Origin of the sequence: Modestobacter italicus, assembly GCF_000306785.1 — a bacterium.
Lineage (GTDB): Bacteria > Actinomycetota > Actinomycetes > Mycobacteriales > Geodermatophilaceae > Modestobacter > Modestobacter italicus.
This window is the reverse complement of the sequence record NC_017955.1, coordinates 3,848,006-3,866,907: the sequence shown is the minus strand read 5'-3', so window position 1 is coordinate 3,866,907 and position 18,902 is coordinate 3,848,006. Positions and strand designations below refer to the sequence as shown.

General features: G+C 71.9%; 22 protein-coding genes, 1 pseudogene and 1 riboswitch. Of the genes and pseudogenes, 11 read left to right on the top strand and 12 right to left on the bottom strand.

Annotated features, from left to right (window positions below; genetic code table 11):
• Positions 1–52 precede the first annotated feature (52 nt).
• Positions 53–2,281, top strand: coding sequence for an MMPL family transporter (locus tag MODMU_RS18410; RefSeq protein WP_014741877.1), 2,229 nt, complete (start codon positions 53–55; stop codon positions 2,279–2,281).
• An 18-nt stretch (positions 2,282–2,299) separates the two neighbouring features.
• Here the strand turns inward: MODMU_RS18410 and MODMU_RS18405 are convergent, their stop codons facing one another.
• Positions 2,300–3,481 carry an FAD-dependent oxidoreductase gene (locus MODMU_RS18405; protein WP_014741876.1) on the bottom strand — a complete coding sequence of 394 codons (1,182 nt, stop codon included), beginning with the start codon at positions 3,479–3,481 and terminating at the stop codon, positions 2,300–2,302.
• A 167-nt stretch (positions 3,482–3,648) separates the two neighbouring features.
• On the opposite strand from MODMU_RS18405, the gene MODMU_RS18400 reads away from it, so the two are divergent.
• A complete protein-coding gene (locus MODMU_RS18400) occupies positions 3,649–4,428 on the top strand; it encodes a dienelactone hydrolase family protein (protein ID WP_014741875.1) in 780 nt (259 codons plus the stop codon).
• A gap of 76 nt (positions 4,429–4,504) precedes the next feature.
• Positions 4,505–5,086, top strand: a complete 582-nt coding sequence (locus tag MODMU_RS18395) for a universal stress protein (protein ID WP_014741874.1) — start codon at positions 4,505–4,507, stop codon at positions 5,084–5,086.
• Positions 5,087–5,092: 6 nt separating this feature from the next.
• Here MODMU_RS18395 and MODMU_RS18390 read toward each other — a convergent pair whose 3' ends face one another.
• Positions 5,093–5,791, bottom strand: a complete 699-nt coding sequence (locus MODMU_RS18390) for an alpha/beta hydrolase (protein WP_014741873.1) — start codon at positions 5,789–5,791, stop codon at positions 5,093–5,095.
• Between the two features lie 75 nt (positions 5,792–5,866).
• Between MODMU_RS18390 and MODMU_RS18385 the strand changes: the two genes are divergently transcribed.
• The 3 genes from MODMU_RS18385 (at position 5,867) to MODMU_RS18375 (ending at position 8,333) form a co-directional block, all read left to right on the top strand.
• Positions 5,867–6,439: a TetR/AcrR family transcriptional regulator gene (locus MODMU_RS18385; protein WP_014741872.1), complete on the top strand. Its 573-nt coding sequence runs from the start codon at positions 5,867–5,869 to the stop codon at positions 6,437–6,439.
• Positions 6,440–6,639: 200 nt separating this feature from the next.
• A riboswitch (cyclic di-AMP (ydaO/yuaA leader) is annotated at positions 6,640–6,788 on the top strand.
• A 9-nt stretch (positions 6,789–6,797) separates the two neighbouring features.
• Entirely contained in the window at positions 6,798–7,844 is a 1,047-nt protein-coding gene (locus MODMU_RS29160; RefSeq protein WP_014741871.1) for a LysM peptidoglycan-binding domain-containing protein, read from the top strand.
• 273 nt (positions 7,845–8,117) lie between these two features.
• Positions 8,118–8,333: a hypothetical protein gene (locus MODMU_RS18375; protein ID WP_014741870.1), complete on the top strand. Its 216-nt coding sequence runs from the start codon at positions 8,118–8,120 to the stop codon at positions 8,331–8,333.
• A gap of 67 nt (positions 8,334–8,400) precedes the next feature.
• On the opposite strand, the gene MODMU_RS18370 is transcribed toward MODMU_RS18375, so the two are convergent.
• The 5 genes from MODMU_RS18370 to MODMU_RS18345 all read right to left on the bottom strand — a co-directional run bounded on the left by MODMU_RS18370 (position 8,401) and on the right by MODMU_RS18345 (position 12,778).
• Positions 8,401–9,012, bottom strand: coding sequence for an aspartate racemase/maleate isomerase family protein (locus MODMU_RS18370; RefSeq protein WP_166503539.1), 612 nt, complete (start codon positions 9,010–9,012; stop codon positions 8,401–8,403).
• Between the two features lie 149 nt (positions 9,013–9,161).
• Positions 9,162–10,007, bottom strand: a complete 846-nt coding sequence (locus tag MODMU_RS27870) for a VOC family protein (protein ID WP_014741868.1) — start codon at positions 10,005–10,007, stop codon at positions 9,162–9,164.
• Between the two features lie 143 nt (positions 10,008–10,150).
• Positions 10,151–10,324 (bottom strand): hypothetical protein, encoded by a 174-nt coding sequence (locus MODMU_RS28665; protein WP_014741867.1) that lies wholly within the window; start codon positions 10,322–10,324, stop codon positions 10,151–10,153.
• 375 nt (positions 10,325–10,699) lie between these two features.
• Entirely contained in the window at positions 10,700–11,743 is a 1,044-nt protein-coding gene (locus tag MODMU_RS18350) for a zinc-dependent alcohol dehydrogenase (protein ID WP_014741866.1), read from the bottom strand.
• Positions 11,744–12,553: 810 nt separating this feature from the next.
• A complete protein-coding gene (locus tag MODMU_RS18345) occupies positions 12,554–12,778 on the bottom strand; it encodes a hypothetical protein (protein ID WP_166503538.1) in 225 nt (74 codons plus the stop codon).
• A 267-nt stretch (positions 12,779–13,045) separates the two neighbouring features.
• Between MODMU_RS18345 and MODMU_RS18340 the strand changes: the two genes are divergently transcribed.
• From MODMU_RS18340 to MODMU_RS18325, 4 genes are all read left to right on the top strand, one after another.
• A complete protein-coding gene (locus MODMU_RS18340) occupies positions 13,046–13,294 on the top strand; it encodes a hypothetical protein (protein WP_014741864.1) in 249 nt (82 codons plus the stop codon).
• A 1-nt stretch (position 13,295) separates the two neighbouring features.
• The gene (locus MODMU_RS28925) at positions 13,296–13,715 is read left to right on the top strand and encodes a hypothetical protein (protein ID WP_014741863.1); all 420 of its coding nucleotides are present in this window, start codon (positions 13,296–13,298) and stop codon (positions 13,713–13,715) included.
• Between the two features lie 706 nt (positions 13,716–14,421).
• Positions 14,422–14,787 carry a hypothetical protein gene (locus tag MODMU_RS18330; RefSeq protein ID WP_014741862.1) on the top strand — a complete coding sequence of 122 codons (366 nt, stop codon included), beginning with the start codon at positions 14,422–14,424 and terminating at the stop codon, positions 14,785–14,787.
• Positions 14,788–14,883: 96 nt separating this feature from the next.
• A complete protein-coding gene (locus MODMU_RS18325; RefSeq protein ID WP_014741861.1) occupies positions 14,884–15,147 on the top strand; it encodes a hypothetical protein in 264 nt (87 codons plus the stop codon).
• A gap of 21 nt (positions 15,148–15,168) precedes the next feature.
• Here the strand turns inward: MODMU_RS18325 and MODMU_RS29700 are convergent, their stop codons facing one another.
• From MODMU_RS29700 to MODMU_RS28655, 3 genes and pseudogenes are all read right to left on the bottom strand, one after another.
• Complete coding sequence (locus MODMU_RS29700) at positions 15,169–15,960, bottom strand: toll/interleukin-1 receptor domain-containing protein (protein WP_014741860.1); 792 nt, start codon at positions 15,958–15,960, stop codon at positions 15,169–15,171.
• Positions 15,961–16,211: 251 nt separating this feature from the next.
• Positions 16,212–16,574: pseudogene (locus MODMU_RS30375) on the bottom strand (tyrosine-type recombinase/integrase); the annotation flags it as partial.
• A 76-nt stretch (positions 16,575–16,650) separates the two neighbouring features.
• The gene (locus MODMU_RS28655; RefSeq protein ID WP_014741858.1) at positions 16,651–16,884 is read right to left on the bottom strand and encodes a hypothetical protein; all 234 of its coding nucleotides are present in this window, start codon (positions 16,882–16,884) and stop codon (positions 16,651–16,653) included.
• A gap of 431 nt (positions 16,885–17,315) precedes the next feature.
• Between MODMU_RS28655 and MODMU_RS18315 the strand changes: the two genes are divergently transcribed.
• Positions 17,316–17,738, top strand: coding sequence for a hypothetical protein (locus MODMU_RS18315; protein WP_014741856.1), 423 nt, complete (start codon positions 17,316–17,318; stop codon positions 17,736–17,738).
• A gap of 19 nt (positions 17,739–17,757) precedes the next feature.
• Here MODMU_RS18315 and MODMU_RS18310 read toward each other — a convergent pair whose 3' ends face one another.
• Both MODMU_RS18310 and MODMU_RS28650 read right to left on the bottom strand, forming a co-directional pair.
• On the bottom strand, positions 17,758–18,210 hold the full coding sequence (locus MODMU_RS18310) for a hypothetical protein (RefSeq protein WP_014741855.1): 453 nt from the start codon (positions 18,208–18,210) through the stop codon (positions 17,758–17,760).
• Between the two features lie 365 nt (positions 18,211–18,575).
• Positions 18,576–18,899 (bottom strand): hypothetical protein, encoded by a 324-nt coding sequence (locus MODMU_RS28650; RefSeq protein WP_014741854.1) that lies wholly within the window; start codon positions 18,897–18,899, stop codon positions 18,576–18,578.
• Positions 18,900–18,902 lie beyond the last annotated feature (3 nt).

Below are 18,902 nucleotides of genomic sequence, written 5' to 3'. Positions count from 1 at the left end.
GGGGCTGCACCGAACGACCAGACCCGCTCGCGGCTGCCCAGGGAGCAAATTCGTGGAGTCCCTCGCCCGGTTCGTCCTGCGCCACCGCATGGTCGTCGTCCTCGGCTGGCTGGTGACCATGGTCGCCGGCGGCGCGGTCGCCGGCACCGTCACCGACCGGCTGTCCTTCGACTTCTCGCTGCCCGGCCAGCCCGGCTACGAGGCCGAGGAGCAGTTGATCGCGACGTTCGGCGCGAGCACGGCGGACACCCTCGTGCCGGTGCTGACCGTGCCCGAGGGCAGCACCGTGGCGGACCGGGAGGCCGACATCGCCGGGGTGTTCGACGCGGTGCGGGCCGCCGTCCCGACGGCCCGGGTCGTCGACCAGGCCAGCACCGGGGACGACCGCTTCGTCACCGACGACGGGCAGAGCGCCTTCGCGCTGGTCCAGGGGCCGATGCCCGAGGGCTTCGGGCCGGGCATCGAGGCCCAGGTGCAGCCCGCCTTCGAGCAGGCGGCCGCGGCGGCCGGGCTGGACACCGGGCTGACGTCGTACGTGCTGCTGTCGGCCGGCGGGGAGACCGAGGGCCCCAGCGTGCTGGTGGAGACCCTGTTCGGCGCCGTCGGTGCCCTCGCCGTCCTGCTGTTCGTCTTCGCGTCGTTCCTGGCGTTCGTCCCGCTGCTGATCGCCGCCGTGTCGATCCTGACGACGTTCCTGCTGGTCCTCGGCCTGACCTACCTGACCGACGTGAGCTTCGTCGTGCAGTTCCTCATCGCGCTGGTGGGGCTGGGCGTGGCCATCGACTACTCGCTGCTGCTGGTCTCCCGCTGGCGCGAGGAACGGGCGCACGGCCGCAGCAACGACGAGGCCGTGGTCGTCGCGGTGAAGACCGCAGGCCATGCGGTGCTGGCCTCCGGCGTGACGGTCGCGATCAGCCTGCTCGCCCTCATCCTCGTGCCGGTGCCCTTCCTGCGGAGCATGGGGCTGGGCGGCATGCTCATCCCGCTGGTCAGCGTGGCCGTGGTGCTCACCCTGCTGCCGGCCCTGCTGTCCAAGGTCGGGCCGCGGGTCGACTGGCCGCGGATCCGGCACGACGCGGTCGCCGCGCGCGGCTGGACCGCCTGGGCGCGGCTCATCGTGCGCCGGCGGTGGATCGCCACCGGGGTCGCCGTGCTGCTGCTCGCGCTGGTCATCGTGCCGGTGTTCGGGCTCAAGATCGGCCAGGCGAACAGCGAGTCGCTGGCCAGCAGCGGGCCGCCCTACGACGCGCTGCAGACGCTGGAGGACGGTGGTGTCGGGGACGGCGTCCTGACCCCCATCGAGGTGCTCGTGCCCGACGACCAGGCCGCTGCGGCGGTCGCCGCGGCCGGCGACGTCGACGACGTGCGGATGGCCGTCCTCGGCGGCAGCCAGGGCGGCACCACGGTGATCGACGTCGTCCCGGTGAGCGAGACGGTCGACGGCGACAGCATCGAGGTGGTCAACGACGTGCGCTCGGCCGTCGAGGGCGCCACCGACGGCAGCGTCGGCATCGCGGGCACCGGCGCGATCGTGCAGGACTACTTCTCCGCGGTGTACGAGAACTTCCCCTACGTGCTGGCCCTCATCGCGGTGATCACCTTCGTGCTGCTGGTGCGCACCTTCCGGTCGCTGCTGCTGCCGATCAAGGCGGTCGTGCTCAACCTGGTCTCGCTGGCCGCGGTGTTCGGTGCGGTGACCTGGTTCTGGCAGGAGGGCCACGGCTCCGAGGCGCTGTTCGGCATCCCGGCGACCGGTGCGATCACCTTCTGGCTGCCGGTGATCATCTTCGCGTTCCTGTTCGGCCTGTCGATGGACTACGAGGTGTTCATCCTGGCCCGGATGCGGGAGGAGTACGACGACACCGGCAACACCCCGGACGCGGTGGTCACCGGGATCGGGCGCACCGGCCGGCTGGTCACGTCCGCGGCGCTCATCCTGTTCTTCTCCTTCGCCGCGCTGGCGTCCTCGCCGGGCACCGACATCAAGGTCCTCGGGACGGCGCTGGGCGTGGGCATCCTGATCGACGCCACCCTGGTGCGGGCCCTGCTGGTGCCGGCGCTGGTGAGCCTGCTCGGCAAGTGGAACTGGTGGCTGCCCGCCGGCCTGGCGAAGGTGCTCCGCGTCGAGCCCTCCCCCTTGAAGGACGAGCGCCCGCTGCCACCGGCGGCCGAGCGCGAGCTGGTGCCCACCGCGTCGGCCGCGGAGGCGCACGTGACCCCGCCGGCCCCGCGCGGGCCGGCCGACGAGGAGCGCGACCCGCTCGGCGGCCGGCGGGGCTGACGGCCGGCCGCCCGGTGCTCAGCCCGGCGCCCCGCCGGTGGGGGCGTCCCAGTCGACGTGGTGGTCGCGGACCCAGGCGCGCGGGTCGCGGTGCCGGAGCACCACGGGCATGACCAGGTCGCGGACGACGCGCCCCACCGCCGGCGGCGACTTCGCGCTGCTGGTGCGGAAGCCCTGGGCGACGACCCGCTGGGTCCGGTCCCGCCGGGCGCGCTCGTAGGCCGCCAGCGCCTCGGGGAGCGGCAGGTCGCGCAGGCAGCGGGCGAGGACGACGGCGTCCTCCACGGCCAGCGAGGACCCCTGGCCCGCGGCCGGCGAGGTGGCGTGCGCGGCGTCCCCGACGAGCACCACGCGCTGCCCGTCGTGCCAGCGGCGCACGAACGGGACGTCGTGGGTCGTCCACCCCCGCAGCTCGTGCGGGGTCGCGTCGACGAGGGCGAGCGCCGGTGACCGGTCTGCTGCGTGCAGGTCGCGCAGCAGCGCGCGCCACTCACCGTCCGACCGCGTGGCGACCGCGCCGTCCGCAGGCTCCTGCCGCGCGGGCGGGTTGGCGAACCACCAGGTCCGGCCGTCCGGTGCCGGGAGCCAGCCGAAGAACGACCGCCGGCCCATGACCATCGTCAGCCGGCCGACCTCGGCGCCGGGGGGCGTGTGCGCCGAGTAGCCGGCGGTGTTGAGCACCGGGACGTAGCGCGGCGGCGCCGCCCCGGGGTCGAGCAGCGCGCGCACCGAGGAGCGGACGCCGTCGGCCCCGATCAGCAGGTCGGCCGAGGCGGTGCTGCCGTCGGCGAAGGTGGCGGTCACGCCGTCGGGGGTGCTCCGGACGTCGACCAGCCGGGAGCCGTAGCGCACCTCGATGCCCCGGCGCAGCGCCTCGGCGTGCAGCGCCCGGTACAGCTCGGAGCGCTGCACCGACACCCCGACGTCGCCCGCGCGTCCGGTCGGGAGCTCGCCCAGCCGTCTGCCGGTGCCGCTGCGGAACGCGATCACCGGCGTCGGGAAGCCGACCTCGCGGACCACCCGGTCGGCGCCGATCGCCCGCAGCGCGTCCAGGCCGTTGACCTGGACCCCCAGCCACGCCCCGACGTCGCCGGCGGGCGCCGGGTGCGCCTCGTGGACGGTGGCGCCGATGCCCGCCTGCTGCAGGGCCATGGCGGCGACCGGTCCGGCGACCCCACCACCGACGACGAGTGCTCTCACCGCGTCCCCCCGCGTCGCGTCCGCCTCCCGAGGGAGCCGGGTGCATCCACGCACACCCGGGCCCCTGCTGCCCACCCCCTGCTGCGCGCCGTGCGGGTGACACGCGGCCGGGGCTCTGCCAGCATCGCTGCACTCCGCGGCGCGAGCAGGCACAGGGAGGCGGGACCATGACCGATCCCCACGGTCCGCGGCTGGAGGACATCGAGCTGACCAGCGGGGCCGGCGGGACGCCGCGGCTGCGCGGCGTGCTCGGCGTCCCGGCCGGACCGGGACCCTGGCCGGGCGTGGTGCTGGTGCACGAGCTGTTCGGCATCGACGACGTCATGCGCCGGCAGGTGCAGCGGACGGCCGCCGCGGGCTACCTCTCCCTGATGCCGGACCTCTTCACCGCCGGCGGGGCGCGCCGCTGCCTGGTGCCGACGATGCGCGCCGTCGCCGCCGGGTCCGGGCGGCCGTTCGTCGACGTCGAGGCCGCCCGCACCCACCTGATGTCGCGGCCGGACTGCACCGGGCGGATCGGCGTCCTCGGGTTCTGCATGGGCGGCGGCTTCGCGCTGCTGACCGCACCGCGCTTCGACGTCTCCTCGGCCAACTACGCCCGGCTGCCCGAGGACCCGGACACCGCCCTGGCCGGCGCCTGCCCGGTCGTGGCGAGCTACGGCGCCCGCGACCCGGCGCTGCGCGGGACCGCGGCAGAGCTGGAGGGGGTGCTGACCCGGCTGGGCGTGCGGCACGACGTCAAGGAGTACCCGACGGCCGGGCACGGCTTCCTCGACGACGCCGACCCCGGGCCCCGGGTGCTGCGCCCGCTGCTGCGCCGGGTGCTCAAGTTCCAGCCCGACCCGGTGGCCGCGGCCGACGCCTGGGCGCGGATCGAGGCGTTCTTCGCCGAGCACCTCAGCGGCGACGCGACCCGGCGTCCCGAGGAGACCGCGCCGGGCACGTGAGCGCCGCGCAGCGGGCCCTGGTGGGGCCCGTCCGGCCGGAGGACCATCCCCGGTAGCCGGGAACCCAGGAGGTGGCGTGGTGCACGACGAGGAGGAGTCGCTGTACGTGGACGTGCCCGCGGCCGGACCCGAGGCCTCGCGCGGGCCCCGGGTGGTGGTGGCGGTCGACGGCTCGGCCGGCTCGAAGGCCGCGCTGCGGTTCGGGCTCGAGGACGCCGCCCGGCGCGGGGTGCCGGTGGTGGCGGTGATCGCCTACCGGCTGCCGGACTGGCAGGGGGAGTACGTCGGGCTCGGCCCGGTCGAGGGCAGGCGGTTCCAGGAGAGCCTGGGCAAGCAGTACCGGGACAAGGCCCAGGCGGTGGTCGACGAGGTCGTGCGCGAGCAGGCCGGCGCGCTGCCCGACGTGCAGGTCCGCGCGGAGGTCGGCGCGCCGGCGGACGTGCTGGTCCGCGAGTCGCACGGCGCGGACCTGCTGGTCGTGGGCAGCCGCGGGCACGGCGGCTTCCACACCATGCTGCTCGGCTCGACGAGCATCCAGTGCGCGACGCACGCCACCTGCCCGGTCACCGTCGTCCACTCGCCGGAGGCCCGCCGCCACCGGCTGCGGCTGCACCGGCAGCGCCAGGAGGCCACCCAGGTGGCCGCAGCGAGCCGCTGACGTCGGTCAGGTCGGCAGGCCCAGCAGCAGGTCGGCGACGGCCTGCGGCTGGGAGAGGAACGGGTGGTGCCCCGCGTCGAGCTCGACGACCGCGCCCGCGCGCCGGGCGAAGCCGCGCTGCGCCGCCGCCGGCGTCCCCCTGTCCTGCGCGCAGACCAGGTAGGTCGAGGGCACGTGCCGCCACGCCGCGGTCGCCACCGGCTGGCCGAGGACCGACAGGCTCTGCCGGGCCAGCCGGCTGCCGGCGTCGCCGGCCACGTCGGGGCAGTCCTGCAGGAAGGTGTCGGCGAGGAGCTCCGGACGGACGCCGAACGTCCCGGCCGGCAGGTCGACGTCGAGGAAGGGCGCCGGCTCCGCGGGCCCGAAGGAGGACAGGCTCTCGCCGACCTCGGGCAGGTAGCTGGAGACCAGCAGCAGGTGCCGCACCGCGTCGACCCCGGCCGCGGCCTCCGCGGTCACGATCCCGCCGTAGCTGTGCGCCACGACGACGGTCGGCTCGTCGCTGCCGCGCAGGACGGCAGCGACGGAGTCGACGTCCTCGCCGAGCCCTGGGCCGTCGTGACCCGGGGTCGAGCCGGTCTCCCCGCAGCTGGGCAGGCCGGGCGCCACGCTGGCGACCCCGCGCTGCGCCAGGAGCTCGGCGGTGCGGTGCCACCACCACGCGCCGTCGCGGACACACGCTCCGTGCACGAACACCACTCGCATCGGGACCTCCTCGGGACGGGCGACCGGTCCTCCCGAACGCTAGACGTACCGCGCGTTACGCGAAAAGATCCCGTAGTGGGACGCAACCGCCAGCCGGAGATCGCCGAGCGTCTGCTGGACGCGTGCACCGACCACGCGCTGGCCAGCGGCCTGCCCGACCGGCTCGAGTCGTTCGCCGTCGCCTCCGGCACCTCGACCCGGATGCTGCTGTACCACTTCGGCACCAAGGAGGCGCTGCTCCGCGAGGTGCTGCGGCGGGCGCGGGCCCGTCAGCGCGAGTACTTCGAGGAGCTGCTCCGGGTGCGGCAGGGCGAGGACTACCTGGCGACGCTGGGCCGCGCCTGGGCCGGCATGACCGGGCCGCAGGGGCGGGGGTACCTCGACCTGTTCGGGCGGTTGCGCGAGGACGCGGAGGAGCGGCTGTGGCCCGGGTTCCGGCGGGAGGCGACGACGGACTGGCTCGCGCCGCTCGAGGACGGGCTCCGCACGCTCGGGCGTCCGGAGCTCGCGACGCTCGTCCTCGCCGTCGTCCGCGGGCTGATCATGGACCTCGACGCCACCGGTGACACCGACCGCGTCGACCGGGCGTTCGCCCACCTGCTGGCGTCCCTGCGCGGGTCGGCGGCGGTGCCCGGAGGCGTTGCATGATCACCCGACACGCCGTCCGGACGCGCCGAGGAGGCTCGGCTCACAGGTTCCCGGGTCTGCGGGCGGACCAGCGGAAACGCCGTTGAAAGTTCAAATGTGACGCGCATCACGACGACAATCGACAAGTCGACTCATAACTTCTTGTCGCGCTCACCCAACACGTGAGCGTGGCGCCGGACCGCCGAGCTCTGCCCACCGGCTGCCTCATCAGAACCCAGGGCAGGGGTGGGGGACCCACGAACTCGGCGCACATGCCTCCGGCAGTGCGCCTCGGGGTGAAGCCGCGGACCGCGGCCGGGCACCGATCGCCCGAACCCGACAGCTGACCCCGCAGGCGGTGATCGGAGATCAGATCACCATGGCCAAGCACCGCGCACCCCGCTATGTCCGCACCAAGCACGCGCTCGCCGGCGTTCCCGTCGCCGCAGGGGCGACCGTCGTCGGACTCAGCGTCCTGAGCACCCCGGCGGCCTCGGCCGCCACCACCCACGACTGGACCGGCGTCGCCCAGTGCGAGTCCGGCGGCGACTGGGACATCAACACCGGCAACGGCTACTACGGCGGCCTGCAGTTCAGCCAGTCGACGTGGGCCGGGTACGGGGGCACCAGCCTCGCGCCCCGCGCCGACCTGGCCACCCCGGCCGAGCAGGTCCAGATCGCCGAGAAGGTCCTCGCCGGCCAGGGCATCGGCGCCTGGCCGACCTGCGGCAAGCGGCTGACCGACGGCACGACGGCCGCGGCCGCCACCGCGGCGCCGGCTCCCGCTGCCGCGCCCGTCCAGGCGGCTGCGCCGGTCGCGGCACCGGCCGCGGCGGGCAGCTACACCGTCGTCCGTGGCGACACCCTGGCGAAGATCGCCGCCGCCCACGGTGAGCCGTGGCGGGCGCTGTACGAGCGCAACGTCGGCGTCATCGGCGGCAACCCGAACGTGCTCGTCCCGGGTCAGGTGCTGGCGACCTCCGGATCCGCGCCGGCCGCCGCCGCGCCGGCTACCGCGGCGCCGGCTGCCGTGACGACGTACACGATCGCGTCCAGCACCACGCAGGCGAAGATCACCAACAGTGCCGGCCCTGTCAAGCCGCAGGCGCAGGCCGGCGCCGATGCGGTCGTCAGCAACGTGCCCGGCGCCGATGGCATCACCCTCGGCGGCACCCGTGCCAGCGCGGTGGACCCGGCTGGCCACCCGTCGGGGCTGGCGGTGGACTACATCGTGGCCAGCGACGCCGCCCTCGGCGATGCGATCGTCGCCTACAACCTCGCCAACTGGGACGAGCTGGGTCTGGAGTACATCATCTGGGAGCAGAAGATCCTCACCTCGCCGACCGGCTCCTGGAAGCAGATGGAGGACCGGGGCGGTAAGACGGCGAACCACATGGACAACGTGCACGTGAACTACCAGGGCTGAGCCTCTCAGCTCCGGCACCGACAGCGACCCCCACCCGTCCGCGGGTGGGGGTCGCTGTCGGTCGGAGCCCGGTCGCCGCCCGTGACCGTGCGTAACCGCCGGTGCGCGGGGCGATGCGGGGGTCTGTCACCCGATCGGCGCGACGTGACGCTCCGTGGTGGGAAAGCGGCCACACGAGCGGGTGGAACACCTGATCGGGGGGCGTCGAGCTGCCTACCGTCCGTCCCGCGACCGTCGCCGACGTGGGCGAGCGGCCAGGACGAAGGAGAAGCGTTGCGCGCATCGATCCGCCGTACGAGCGCCCGACTCAGCGCCGCCGCCCGGGCGCGGGCCGACGACCTCGAGCGCGGCGACGTCTCGGGCTGGGCTGCGCTCGGCGGCCTGGCCACCGTGAGCACCGTGGCGATGGTCGCGAAGTACCAGGAGCTCCTGGTCAACGCCATGGCCAGGGCGGTGGACGTCACCTTCGGCGGCCCGCCCGGCGTCTGACGCCCTGCCCGGAGCGGGCCGCTCAGGGAGGTGGCCGCCGGATCGTGTGGCGGCCCAGGTCACCGTCCTACGTCGTCGAGGTGCTCGTCCGGAGCAGCCGGCCGTAGCCGGTGACGTCCCACCCCGCGCTCGTCGCCGTCAGGACTGCCCACAGCAGCGCCTGGTTGGCCTCGATGACGAGCCGACCCGTGCGCAGCTCCAGTTCTCCCACCGCTCCCGCGGCGCGGAACCCGTTGCCAGCGAGGTAGATGGCCTCGCCCTGGATCTCGACGTGGTGCTCGACCCAGTCGATGACGTGCTGAGGTCTCACGCGGGCCGGGTCATCGGGAAGACCCACCGCTCTGGTCACCACGGCGTCGAAGCCCTGGCTGCGGAAGTACGCGTCGCCGAGCGCGTCGAACTCGTCGTCGAACCAGGGCGGGTGCACCAGCTGCACCCGCCCGATCCCGTGCGTCCGCAGCGCCGCCACGGCTGCCGCGCAGCTGGCAACGGCGGGGACCCCGAAGCGTCGCGAGAGGCGTGCGACAGCGGCGGCCTCGTCCCGGTGACCGAGGACGTAGCCGGAGGTCGTCGACGCGTGGACGACCGCGTCGAGCGTCCTGCCCCTCAGGGTGGCAGCGGCGCGGTCGATCGCGGCGACCTCGGTCGAGGCGCGCAACTCGGCGTGAGCGGCTGGCACGTCCCTCGACGGCGCCGGCGACGCCGCCGGTGGCGGGTTCGTCCGGGACACCACCGCGACGACACGACCGGCTGTCATGGCGGGCAGCTCGATCTCGGGTCCCGCTGCCGCGTGCGGCGTCACGACACCAACGGTGAGCCGGTCCGCGATCACGACGGCCGGAGTTGCTCGACCAGACCCATGTCGTCGCGACAGGCCCAGTGCTCGACGAGCATCCCGTCGACGACCCGCCAGATGTGGATGAACGTCCACACAGCCGGTCGACCGGAGACCGGCACGTCGGCGAGCAGCGGCATGGTGGACGCCCGGTGGGTGCCGTGCAGCGTCACGTGCTGGACGACGAGGTCACCCTCGCCGATGAGGTGGTGCTGCTCGAGTCCGGTCGGCCCGAGGTCCACCTCGATGGTGCGCAGGATCGTCCGCAGACCCTCGCGGCCCTGGGGGCCAGCGGCGTGGTTGATCATGTCGGGAGCCACGAGGTCGTCGAGGACCGTGTCGTCGCCTGCCTTCTGCCGTCGGAACAACTCCGCGACCACGTCCTTGGCGCTGCGCGGCTGGGACGTGGTCATCGGTCCTGCCCGGGATCCGCCAGGTCGGAGATGGTCATGCCGTCGGGGTGCCCGTCGGGGCCACTGGACGAACTCGATGCGGTGACCGTCCGGGTCGGTGACCCATGCCGTCCAGGAGTCCGCGGAACCGTCGGGTGATGCGGGCTCCTCCGTCGGGATCCCCCGTGCAGCCACACGCGCGACCGTCGCGTGCACGTCCTCGACGTGGATCACCAGATGGCTGAGGCCCCCGGGCCCGACCCGCCCGTTGTCCGGGTCGTGGACGAGTTCGAGGGACACGAACTCGTCGCCGGGGAGCTTCAGCATCGCCAAGGTGCCGAGCTCGGTGGCAGGGACCTGGCCGAGCACCTCGTAGCCGAGGGAGGTGTAGAACGCGATCGAGCTGTCCAGGTCGGCGACCCGCAGGCCCACGTGCAGGGTCCTCATGACGGGTCCCCTGGCTGGAGCACCTCGACGAACGCGGCCCGGGTCACCGGCCAGGTGACCTCGGCGTCGCTCAGCGTCCTCGAGGACACCACGTCGGGGACGTCGTTCATCGGCGCGGCGTGCTGATCCTGCGACTGCGGCCACTACGACGACATCGCCTGGTAGCTGACGCGACCCATGGGGTGCGCACCGGCTGAGCCGACCCGCTCCAGCTCCAGCTCCAACTCATCGCCCACGGGGATCGCGACCCCGCGCTCACGGTCGCTGCCGACGAGACCGTCCAAGGACATCGACAGGTGCAGGACGACGTTCCGCATGACCACCTCTTCCGTGTCGGCCTCAGGTCGGCAGAGACACCCGCCCCGGGCGCGGCCGAGGTAGGTGAGGACGCGCCACCCTGGTGGAAGTCATCGCCGCGGCGGAGCCGCACTCCAGGCCGGCTTCTTGGCGCGGCGGTCCGGTGTGACGAAACCAGATGTCCAGCACGGTGCCCTGGCGCGGGTGACTGCACGCTCTCACGACGGACCGCCATGGACTCCGTGGAAGGATCCGCGCCGGTGACGAAGGCCCCCCGTCCGGTGGAGTGGTCCATGTTCTCGGACTCCTCACTGCTGGTGATGCGGGCGGACGGCCGGGTCGTGTCCGCCCCCGTGCCGAACTCCGGTCGGCGCTGGACGCCCGACCTCCGGCGGTCAGCCGGCCGGGTCAGGCCCCCGGGAGTCGGCGCCGGGGACGGTCAGCACCCGCACGAGGTCGCCGGGTCGCCGGAGCCGGACCAGCGCATCAGGCGTCTCCTGCAGTCCGACGCGCTCGCTGATCAGATCCGCAACCGGTAGGCGCCCGCTGGTCACGTGGGCGACCGCCGCAGTGAAGTCGATCGGGCGGAACGCGCAGCTGCCGACGAGGCCCAGGCCCTCGCCGACGAGTGGGCCCAGCGGGACCTTCGCGGCCGCGCTGGTCAGCGCCACGACCACGCACGTGCCGCCGGGCGCCAGCACGTCCATCGACTCCTCGACCGCGCCCTCGGCCGCCGAGCACTCCAAGACTGCGTCGAACCGCCGGCCGGTGCGGGCGACGTGCTCGCGGACACTGACCGCGCGGGTGTCCAGGACGATGTCGGCACCGGCTGCCGCAGCGGCGTGGCGACGTCCGGGGGAGCGTCCCGCACCGACCACGGACTCGACCCCCGCCGCCCGCAAGGCGAAGATCGCGTTCAGGCCGATTGCGCCCACCCCGTACACCAGCACGCTGTCGGCAGGGCCCACAGCGGCCAGCGCGACGGCGCGCAACGCCACGGCGAGCGGCTCGGCGTGGGCGCCCCACTCCACGGGGGCTCCGTCGGGCATGGCGACGAGTTGGTCGGCGGGCACGGCCACGTACTCGGCGTATCCGCCGGGCGCGGTGATGCCGAGGTTGGGTGCGGCGGTGCAGCGGAAGGGCAACTCCTTGCGGCACGCGCGGCACCGGCCGCACGCTCCCAGGGGGTTGACGGCCACGGCTTGCCCCACTCGCCATCCGCGCGCTTCCGGACCCACCTCGACCACGTGGCCACCGAACTCGTGACCCAGGATCTGACCCTCGACCGTCCGGCCGTGTTCGATCGCGTGCACGTCGCTGCCGCACAGGCCGCAGGCGTTGACCTCGACCACCACCTCGCCGGGCTCCGGCGCGGGGTCGGGGACGTCGGTGACCGCGGTGCCCTCGGGGGCATCCGGGGCGCAGACGACCGCCTTCATCGACGGCTCGCGAGGCTTCGGTCCCGCATGGATCAGCTCCGCCCTCAGTGGCTGGCCGCACCGCCGGACACGGGCTCGAAGCTAGCCACGCCTGCTGCAGGGTGTCAACGATCCTTTCGGCAGCCGTCCGGCCCGAACGGTCCGGGCGCGCGGGGGCTTCCGTGGGCTGCGCATCCGACATGGACCACCGGATCCGGGCTCGTCTCGGGGCGCCTGAGGCCGCGCACTCCGGGCCTGAGGTGGGTTGCCGCACGCGGCCGCTCACCGGTCGCCCCGTCCCGGTGAGCACACGACGCAGTCGTGGCCGGGCAGGCAACCACCGATGTCACGGCGATCAGGCGTCCTCGCCGGCCGGCTTCTTGGCGCGGCTGGGCTGCACCCGCATCGGCTCGCCGGGCATCTTCGGGGAGCAGACCCGCTGAACGGTGTGCACAGCGGTGAACGTGCAGGTCATGCCGGAGCGGAACCGGGGGAGTTATCCGGCGAGCACGACCGCGGCCGGTTGGTCCTCCTTGCCGTGACGAAATCAAGGCGCCTGCACCGGGGTCGAGGGCAAGGAACTCAGCCTCGCCCTCGCCGGCGAACAGAAGTGGACAGACCCACGCGGCAGGGCGACGTTCGTCGCCGCGACCGGGTGGCGGCTCAACCGTCGATGGCTGATCGGCCCACCCAAGATCTTCGCCGCAAGAAGGGTGGGAGCACGACGCGACGCCGACACTCGTCCGAGTGAGGCTCGGATGCGCACCACGTTGGACGCCGTTGAGGCTGTCCCTGAGGGCGGCTTCAGAGACGGCGGAGCGTCCGGTTCGGCTACTGGCCCACCGCCCCTCGGCTGACCTGATCGCGCCCTCGACGCTGGCGACGACGGCCGATCACCCCGGCTGCAAGGAGCGTGAGCCAGCAGGCGAGGGCGGCAGCCCTCAGCACGATGTCGAGGGCGGATCGGTCGTTGGCGAGGAGTTCACGAACTAGCAGCCCGGCGGTGAGGACGACGAGCACGGCTAGAAGCAGTTGGTAGCCCACGTTGGTGGTCACGTCGTTGATCAAGCCCCGCCTTGGCATGTCGCAGAACCTAGATGTGATGGCGGGGAGTTGCTCGCCCGAGTCTTGCGTGGGTGTCCCTAGGTGGGCCGCTCAGGGCGACCCGCCGCGGCGTCCCACAGGGCGGCATCAGGGACACCGCGCGGCGAGCTCACCGATCTGTCAGCCGGCGACGCGCCGATCAGCCGCCATCGCGGTTCCCTCTGCGGTAGGCCCGCAAGGTAACTTGACGTGCTCGTCGTGCAAGGTAACTTGTACCGCATGGAGCCGGCGATCCTCGGCAGCGCCCGCAGGCACGGGGTCGCCGACGAGGACATGTTGCACGCGCTGCGCAACACCATGGACAGCTTCCCCAACCAGGGCGACTGGAATTTGACCGTCGCCGTCGGCCCCGCCCGCAACGGCGTCACGATGCTGGAGATCGGGTTCGACCTCGACGAGACCGGTCGCCAAATCGTCGTCCACGCCATGAACGCCCGACGCAAGTACCTCCGAGGAGGGGTGATCTGAGATGCCACGCAGCTACGACCAGATCGTTCGACTGTCCGAGGCGATGGCCGACCAACTCGAGAACGACACCACCGAACCGGCCATCTCTGCCGAGGAGAGCGCCTTGCGCGCCGCTGCCCTACGCCGCTCTATCGCTGAGAGCGAAGTCGGCCAGTCGGTCGTCGCAGCCCGCGCGGCCGGCATGTCCTGGGCCGCTGTGGGCTCGGCGGTCGGCACCAGTGGCGAGGCGGCGCGCCAGCGTTACGGCAAGCTGACCGGGGAGCCGGTGGCATCCGGTCGAAAGAAGTCCGCTGAGGTGAAAACTCACAAAGGGGGTGGCAAGTCGGTGATCAAGACCGGTGGCCGTTCTGCCTTGACTGGCCGCTTCGTGGCGAGCGCCGCGGCGAAGAAGGTTGTCGGCAAGGTGAAGGGGCCCCGCTGAAGGCCGTGTTCAGCGGAACCGGCTCACCGTTGGCCCGCGAGGGACTGCCCATCGCCCGGTTGACTCCTCGCCGGCGAAGCTGCGGCGTTGGTCTCGGCCTCTGTCAAAGGACCACGGCGCCGTCAACCACCTGAGTCCGCCCGGTGATTGACGGCGCCGTCGGCCAGGGGTCGAGCTGGGCGTCCATGGCCCGTTGGCGTACCAGCGAAAGGTCACCGATCTGCCGCCAGCGCCCCGGCGCAGCTCTCAGCGTGGATGGCGCCTTACGCCCCGGCAACCGCCGATGAGTGACGAAATGCGGTGATCGGCCGCCTCCGGCTGCTCGGCCGGGCCGGTGATGTCCGGTGAATGAGCGGTGTGCACCCGCCTTCGGCGCTCGCGGGTGCCGCCGACAAGCAAGCGATCAGGAATCTTCGCTGGTAGGACGCTTGGCGCGGCTCGGCTGGACCCGCATCGGTTCTCCCGGCATCTTCGGGGAGCAGACCCGCTGAACGATGTGCATGGCCGCGAACGCGCAGGTCACTCCGGAGCGAAACCGGGGGAGTTATCCGGCGAACGCGACCGAGCCCTGCAGGGTCCGCCGGGTGTGACGAAATTCAGGACTGGAAACGGGTCTCGCTTTGAACCGCCAGCGAGCCTCGAGCGCGCCGAGCCGCCGTGCAACTCCACCTGATGGGTCAACTGAACTCTGGGCAGCCTGGCGACGATGGGAGCGACCACCACGCGCAACATCGAACGCTTGGCTGGCAACTTGTTGCGGGTCGCCCGCGCCAAGGCCGGCGTCAGCCAGGCTCAGCTCGCCGAGCTCGCCGAGCTCGCCGAGCTCGCCGGCGCTCCCCGCTCCACCGTCGAGCGGATCGGAGCCTGTACCCGGCAGCCCTCCCTGCTGACCCCTAGTAAGCTCCTCGCAGAGGTGGGTGTGCGGGTCGACGAGTACGACCACCACGACGACGTCCTCGACGTCCTCGACGCCCGCTACGCCGCGATGACTCCCGCGGCGCGCGAGGCTACCGACCGTCCGCACAACGCCATGATTGCCCTCGTCGACGCCGGACGATCGCAGTCGGCATGATCCGGGCCTGCCGCCCGACCTTCGGTCGGAAATACACCCTTGTGCACATGGGCGAGTCCGCGCCGGCGGGTGACTCGATGCACCGAGACTGCGGACATGACCACCGCCCTGATGTGCCGCGCTGAGGATTGTGACCAGGAGTCGCGCACTGCCTGGATCAACACGATGAACTTGACCGCCCGAGGTCACGAACAGCTCCCGGTTTGCCGTGACCACCTGGAGGTGCTCGCCGACCGGGGGGAGGTCCGCTTCACCCCGGCCGTTCCCGCCACCGCGGAGGCTCCGCTCGTGGGAGCCGCCGTGCTGGCTGCCCTGAGTGCAGTGGTGCTGGCGGGCAGCCTCCTGGTGCTGCGTTGGTGACCTCTCTGACCGCAGGTGACGTCAGGAGGGCTCGGCGGGCAGGACAGCTGCGGCGATCTTCTCGGCGATGACCTCCACGCAGTCCCGGCTGGTCTCGAAGCCGGCTAGGTCGGGCAGGATGCCGCTGTACTCAGCGACCTCCTCGAAGGTCACGTTGTGCAGTACCGGGATCAGCGTGGCCTTGTGCAGAAGAGCGCCGAGCTCGCGTTCGGTCCAGAAGCGTCCGGTGAGATAGGCCTGCGTCAGCAGGGTGATCCCGCACCGGGCGGTTCGCAGGCCCCGGTCCATCTGCAGGGACTGGCTGCGCCCGGGAACGATGGCGATCTCGTCGAACCACACGGCGACACCAAGGGCCTCCAAGGCATCCCGTAGCGCGACGCCGACCTCGGAGCCGTCGCTGCGGGCGTAGCTCAGGAAAGCGTCCAGGTCCCGGTCGGGGTGCAGGACCACCTGCGCCTGGATGCGGTCGGCCAGCGTCTGCTCGGCCGGGGTGTAGCTGGGCCCAGACGATGAGACCGAGCGCAGCTGCCGGTTGAGGTTGGCGACAGCCGTCCGGTTCTGCTCGTTGGCTCGCTGGTTTCGCTGGTTGACCTGCCGGTTGTGCGCGTTGACCCGTTCGATCTCACGGTTATGGGCGTCCAGCTGTCGTTGCGCGGCTTGCCGGTTGCGCGCGTTGACACGGCTGGCTTCGCGGTTGTAGGCCTCGACGCGGCGCTTGTTCTCCCGGTTGACCCGGTCGATCTCAGCCTGCTGTTTGCGCGCGGCTGCCCTGATCGCTGCCTCGAACTGCGACTTGTTGAATCCCGTGGCCACAACGTCTCCGCTCGTCGAGCTGGGGGGCAGGTGATCCGATGCTGGGACCGGCTACCGACACAATCCGGTGCCGGAACGCCACTGTCCTTGGCTGAGGCGGAGCGGGTCCGTTCTGGGCTTCTGCCCGCGAGAACCGGGTCACTCGTCGGCGAGGGCTGCGGCGACGGCGTAGGTGGCGTTGCGGGAGAGGTTGCCGCGGGTGCGGTCATGGAGCCGGGTGGTCGGGGGTCGCGCTGGCGCATGAAGTCTTGGACGTCGCGGAGCGCGACGCCGGCGTTAAGCGCGGTTGTGGCGTAGGTGTGCCGGGCGGAGTGCGGGCTGATCCGGTCGGGGGAGGCGATGCCGGCGTTGGTGGCCAGCCGGCGGAGGAGTCGCCAGGCGGCGGTGCGGTCCAGGGGCTTGCCGCTGGTGGTGGTGAAGATCGGGCCGGTGGTGCGCTCGCCGATGAGCTGGTCGAGGACGTGCTGGACGTCGAGGGTGAGCGGTGTCTTAGCTCGGCGGCCACCCTTGCGGTGGATGCGCAGCACCCGGTGGCCACGGTCGTGGTCCACGTCCTCGACCCGGGCGGCGAGAGCTTCGCTGATCCGCAGCCCGTTGAGCACCAGCAGTCGGATGAGGCCGTCGGAGCGGGGGAGTGGGCGCGGGCGGCGGCGAATAGGGCGTGGACCTCGTCGCGGGTAAGTCCCGAGGTCATGGACTCATCGTCGGCGGCGGGGCGTTCGACTGCGGTGAACGGGGAGCCGGTGACCGCTTGGCGTCGGGGGCGTAGCGATAGAAGCCGTGCAGGGCAAAGGTTCGGCGGGCGATGGAGGCGGCGGCGAGAGTGCGGCCGGTGCGGGGGTCGCCGTGCTCGGCCAGGACGCGGAGGTAGGCGTCGGCGTGGGTGGATGCCGGCGGCCAGGACGTCGACTCCCAGTGGCGCACCAGGTGAGCGAGCCGGTGAGGTCGGCGGCGTATGCCTCCCGAGTACGGGGGGATCGCTTGGACAGCAGGGACCCGCGGACCAGGTCCTCCAGCGTGCTCACCTGCTCGGGCCAGACGGCGGGGGAGAGGTCCTAGACCGGCGCCATCGCCGGTACCAGAACGGCGGCGTGCGCCGCTGGCTCCGCATCGGAGAACGTCGCAACCAGCGCAGGCAGTCGCTCGGTTACCGCGTACTTCTCACCGGTCGTGCTCAAGCTTTTCAGCCGGCTGGCCAGTGCGTCACCAAGGTGCTTTTCAGACAGGCCACCGACAGAACGGCCCCGCCACGAGGCGTCCTTTCGAAGCCACCGGGAGCTGCGGTGCGGTCACGGGACGGCGTCGGTCGGGCCGTGACGCTCGGCGGAAAGGCGCGCGGTGGCTAGCTTGCCGCCATGAGCCAGGGGCGGGCGGCTGTGATCGGGATGGTCCTCGCTGTCCTGGCGGTGGTCGGGGTCATCGTCGGCCCGGCCATCGAGTGGCCCTGGGAATCGCCCCGCGACGACGGTGATCTCCCGTCCTGCGGCACGGTCGACCTCGGCCCTGGCACTGCTACCTCGGAGGTTCCCGCCGACCGCGCGGCGTGCCTGTTCGATGCAGCAGCCGAACGGGTCGGGGCTGAGCTGGAGGTCGTCAGCTACACCACCGAGGGCGACCCCATCCCCGTCTACTACCGGCACCACCCCGGCGTCAGCGGCCTCGAGGTGATGGAGGACCAGACCGCCGACTCCTACGGCTCCGGCGACTGGGTGGTAACGCAGTGCCCTGAGGCCACGAGCCCCCATGCACTCGGCGTCTGCACCCCGCGCGGTAGCTGATCGCCAAGGTGGCGAAGTGCTATTCGTCGAGCTCCATGCCGATAGCTTCGGCGATCTTGTGGGCGACCTCAGAGGCAAGCCCTCCCAAGGGCTCGCTGGCGTAGACAGCTCCCAGCTCGGCCAGTAGCTCCGCGGCTACGGAGAGCTCGGCTTCTGTGAGCGCCGCCGGCCGCGGGCGGGGGAGTGCGTTCACCACCTCTGGGCGCGCTCCCGCGGGGATGGAGAAGGTGCCGTCGGCGTCGGTGTGTACGACGGCCATGTAGGAGCCGTCGGGCTGGTCGAGGCGGTGTTCCCAGATGCCCTCAGCCAGGAAGTCGCCGCTGAGGCGATCGAAGACGCGGACGCGCTCCCCGTGTTGAGGATCGTTGTGGTGGAACTGCCAGCTCAGGATCCCGGCGAAGGCGTCCCTGGGCATGTGCGGGTTGTTCGGCATCTGCCGGGCAGTGACCCGGGAGGGGGCGGGTGTGTCCATCGGCCCAACCTAGAAGGACGGCCGTTGGCTGGACTCTTTCGCGGACCTTCGGGACTTAGGGCAGCCCCTGTGGTGACCGAGGCGACCTAAGAACGGGCGTTTCGGTTAACACTGCTGGCGCTGTTCAATCCGCGGTGGCGTCTTAAGAGTCGAATTGTCACACGCTTGGTGTGACACTCCTGTTGTGAGGCAGCTTCCGGAACACCGGCGATCCGAGACGTCGCTCCCGCCGGACTCGTTGTCGGACGGCGGCTCACTTTCAAGGCAATGAGACGGCCTTCGACATTTCCTTTGCGCCCATCAGTCCACCGCACCATCGACCGTCACTGTAAGCCACTCGAGATGAACGCGCTTATGCGGCTACGTCAAAGGGAGCGATAAGGCTCGTATCTGGCAAGTCGCCCCTGTCCTCGAGCTTCTAGGTCGGCAATGTCGCGCCACTCTAGTATCGATACCAGTGCTGATTGAAGCTGCGCGATATCGATATCCCTGTCCGTAGTTACCTCAAATACAAACTCCCCCTCTGCTCCTGCGTCGACGATGACGTAATCGTCCAATAAATCTAGGCGAAAGCGGCAGGCCTTATTGCCACCGCTGACGTCGATGTAGTCCGTAGTCTGGCCAACTACGCACTCGTACCGGGCAAGGAGGTTGAAAACCGTCCTTCGAAAATCGGTGGTGCGGCTCATGGC

What these genes read in the sequence shown, in the direction of transcription:
- MODMU_RS18400 (WP_014741875.1), top strand. Translation starts at nt 3,649, where the DNA reads ATGACCGATCCCCACGGTCCGCGGCTGGAGGACATCGAGCTGACCAGC.
- MODMU_RS18390 (WP_014741873.1), bottom strand. Translation starts at nt 5,791, where the DNA reads ATGCGAGTGGTGTTCGTGCACGGAGCGTGTGTCCGCGACGGCGCGTGG.
- MODMU_RS29160 (WP_014741871.1), top strand. Translation starts at nt 6,798, where the DNA reads ATGGCCAAGCACCGCGCACCCCGCTATGTCCGCACCAAGCACGCGCTC.
- MODMU_RS27870 (WP_014741868.1), bottom strand. Translation starts at nt 10,007, where the DNA reads ATGAGGACCCTGCACGTGGGCCTGCGGGTCGCCGACCTGGACAGCTCG.
- MODMU_RS28665 (WP_014741867.1), bottom strand. Translation starts at nt 10,324, where the DNA reads ATGCGGAACGTCGTCCTGCACCTGTCGATGTCCTTGGACGGTCTCGTC.
- MODMU_RS18350 (WP_014741866.1), bottom strand. Translation starts at nt 11,743, where the DNA reads ATGAAGGCGGTCGTCTGCGCCCCGGATGCCCCCGAGGGCACCGCGGTC.
- MODMU_RS18340 (WP_014741864.1), top strand. Translation starts at nt 13,046, where the DNA reads ATGGAGCCGGCGATCCTCGGCAGCGCCCGCAGGCACGGGGTCGCCGAC.
- MODMU_RS28925 (WP_014741863.1), top strand. Translation starts at nt 13,296, where the DNA reads ATGCCACGCAGCTACGACCAGATCGTTCGACTGTCCGAGGCGATGGCC.
- MODMU_RS18330 (WP_014741862.1), top strand. Translation starts at nt 14,422, where the DNA reads ATGGGAGCGACCACCACGCGCAACATCGAACGCTTGGCTGGCAACTTG.
- MODMU_RS18325 (WP_014741861.1), top strand. Translation starts at nt 14,884, where the DNA reads ATGACCACCGCCCTGATGTGCCGCGCTGAGGATTGTGACCAGGAGTCG.
- MODMU_RS18315 (WP_014741856.1), top strand. Translation starts at nt 17,316, where the DNA reads ATGAGCCAGGGGCGGGCGGCTGTGATCGGGATGGTCCTCGCTGTCCTG.
- MODMU_RS18310 (WP_014741855.1), bottom strand. Translation starts at nt 18,210, where the DNA reads ATGGACACACCCGCCCCCTCCCGGGTCACTGCCCGGCAGATGCCGAAC.
- MODMU_RS28650 (WP_014741854.1), bottom strand. Translation starts at nt 18,899, where the DNA reads ATGAGCCGCACCACCGATTTTCGAAGGACGGTTTTCAACCTCCTTGCC.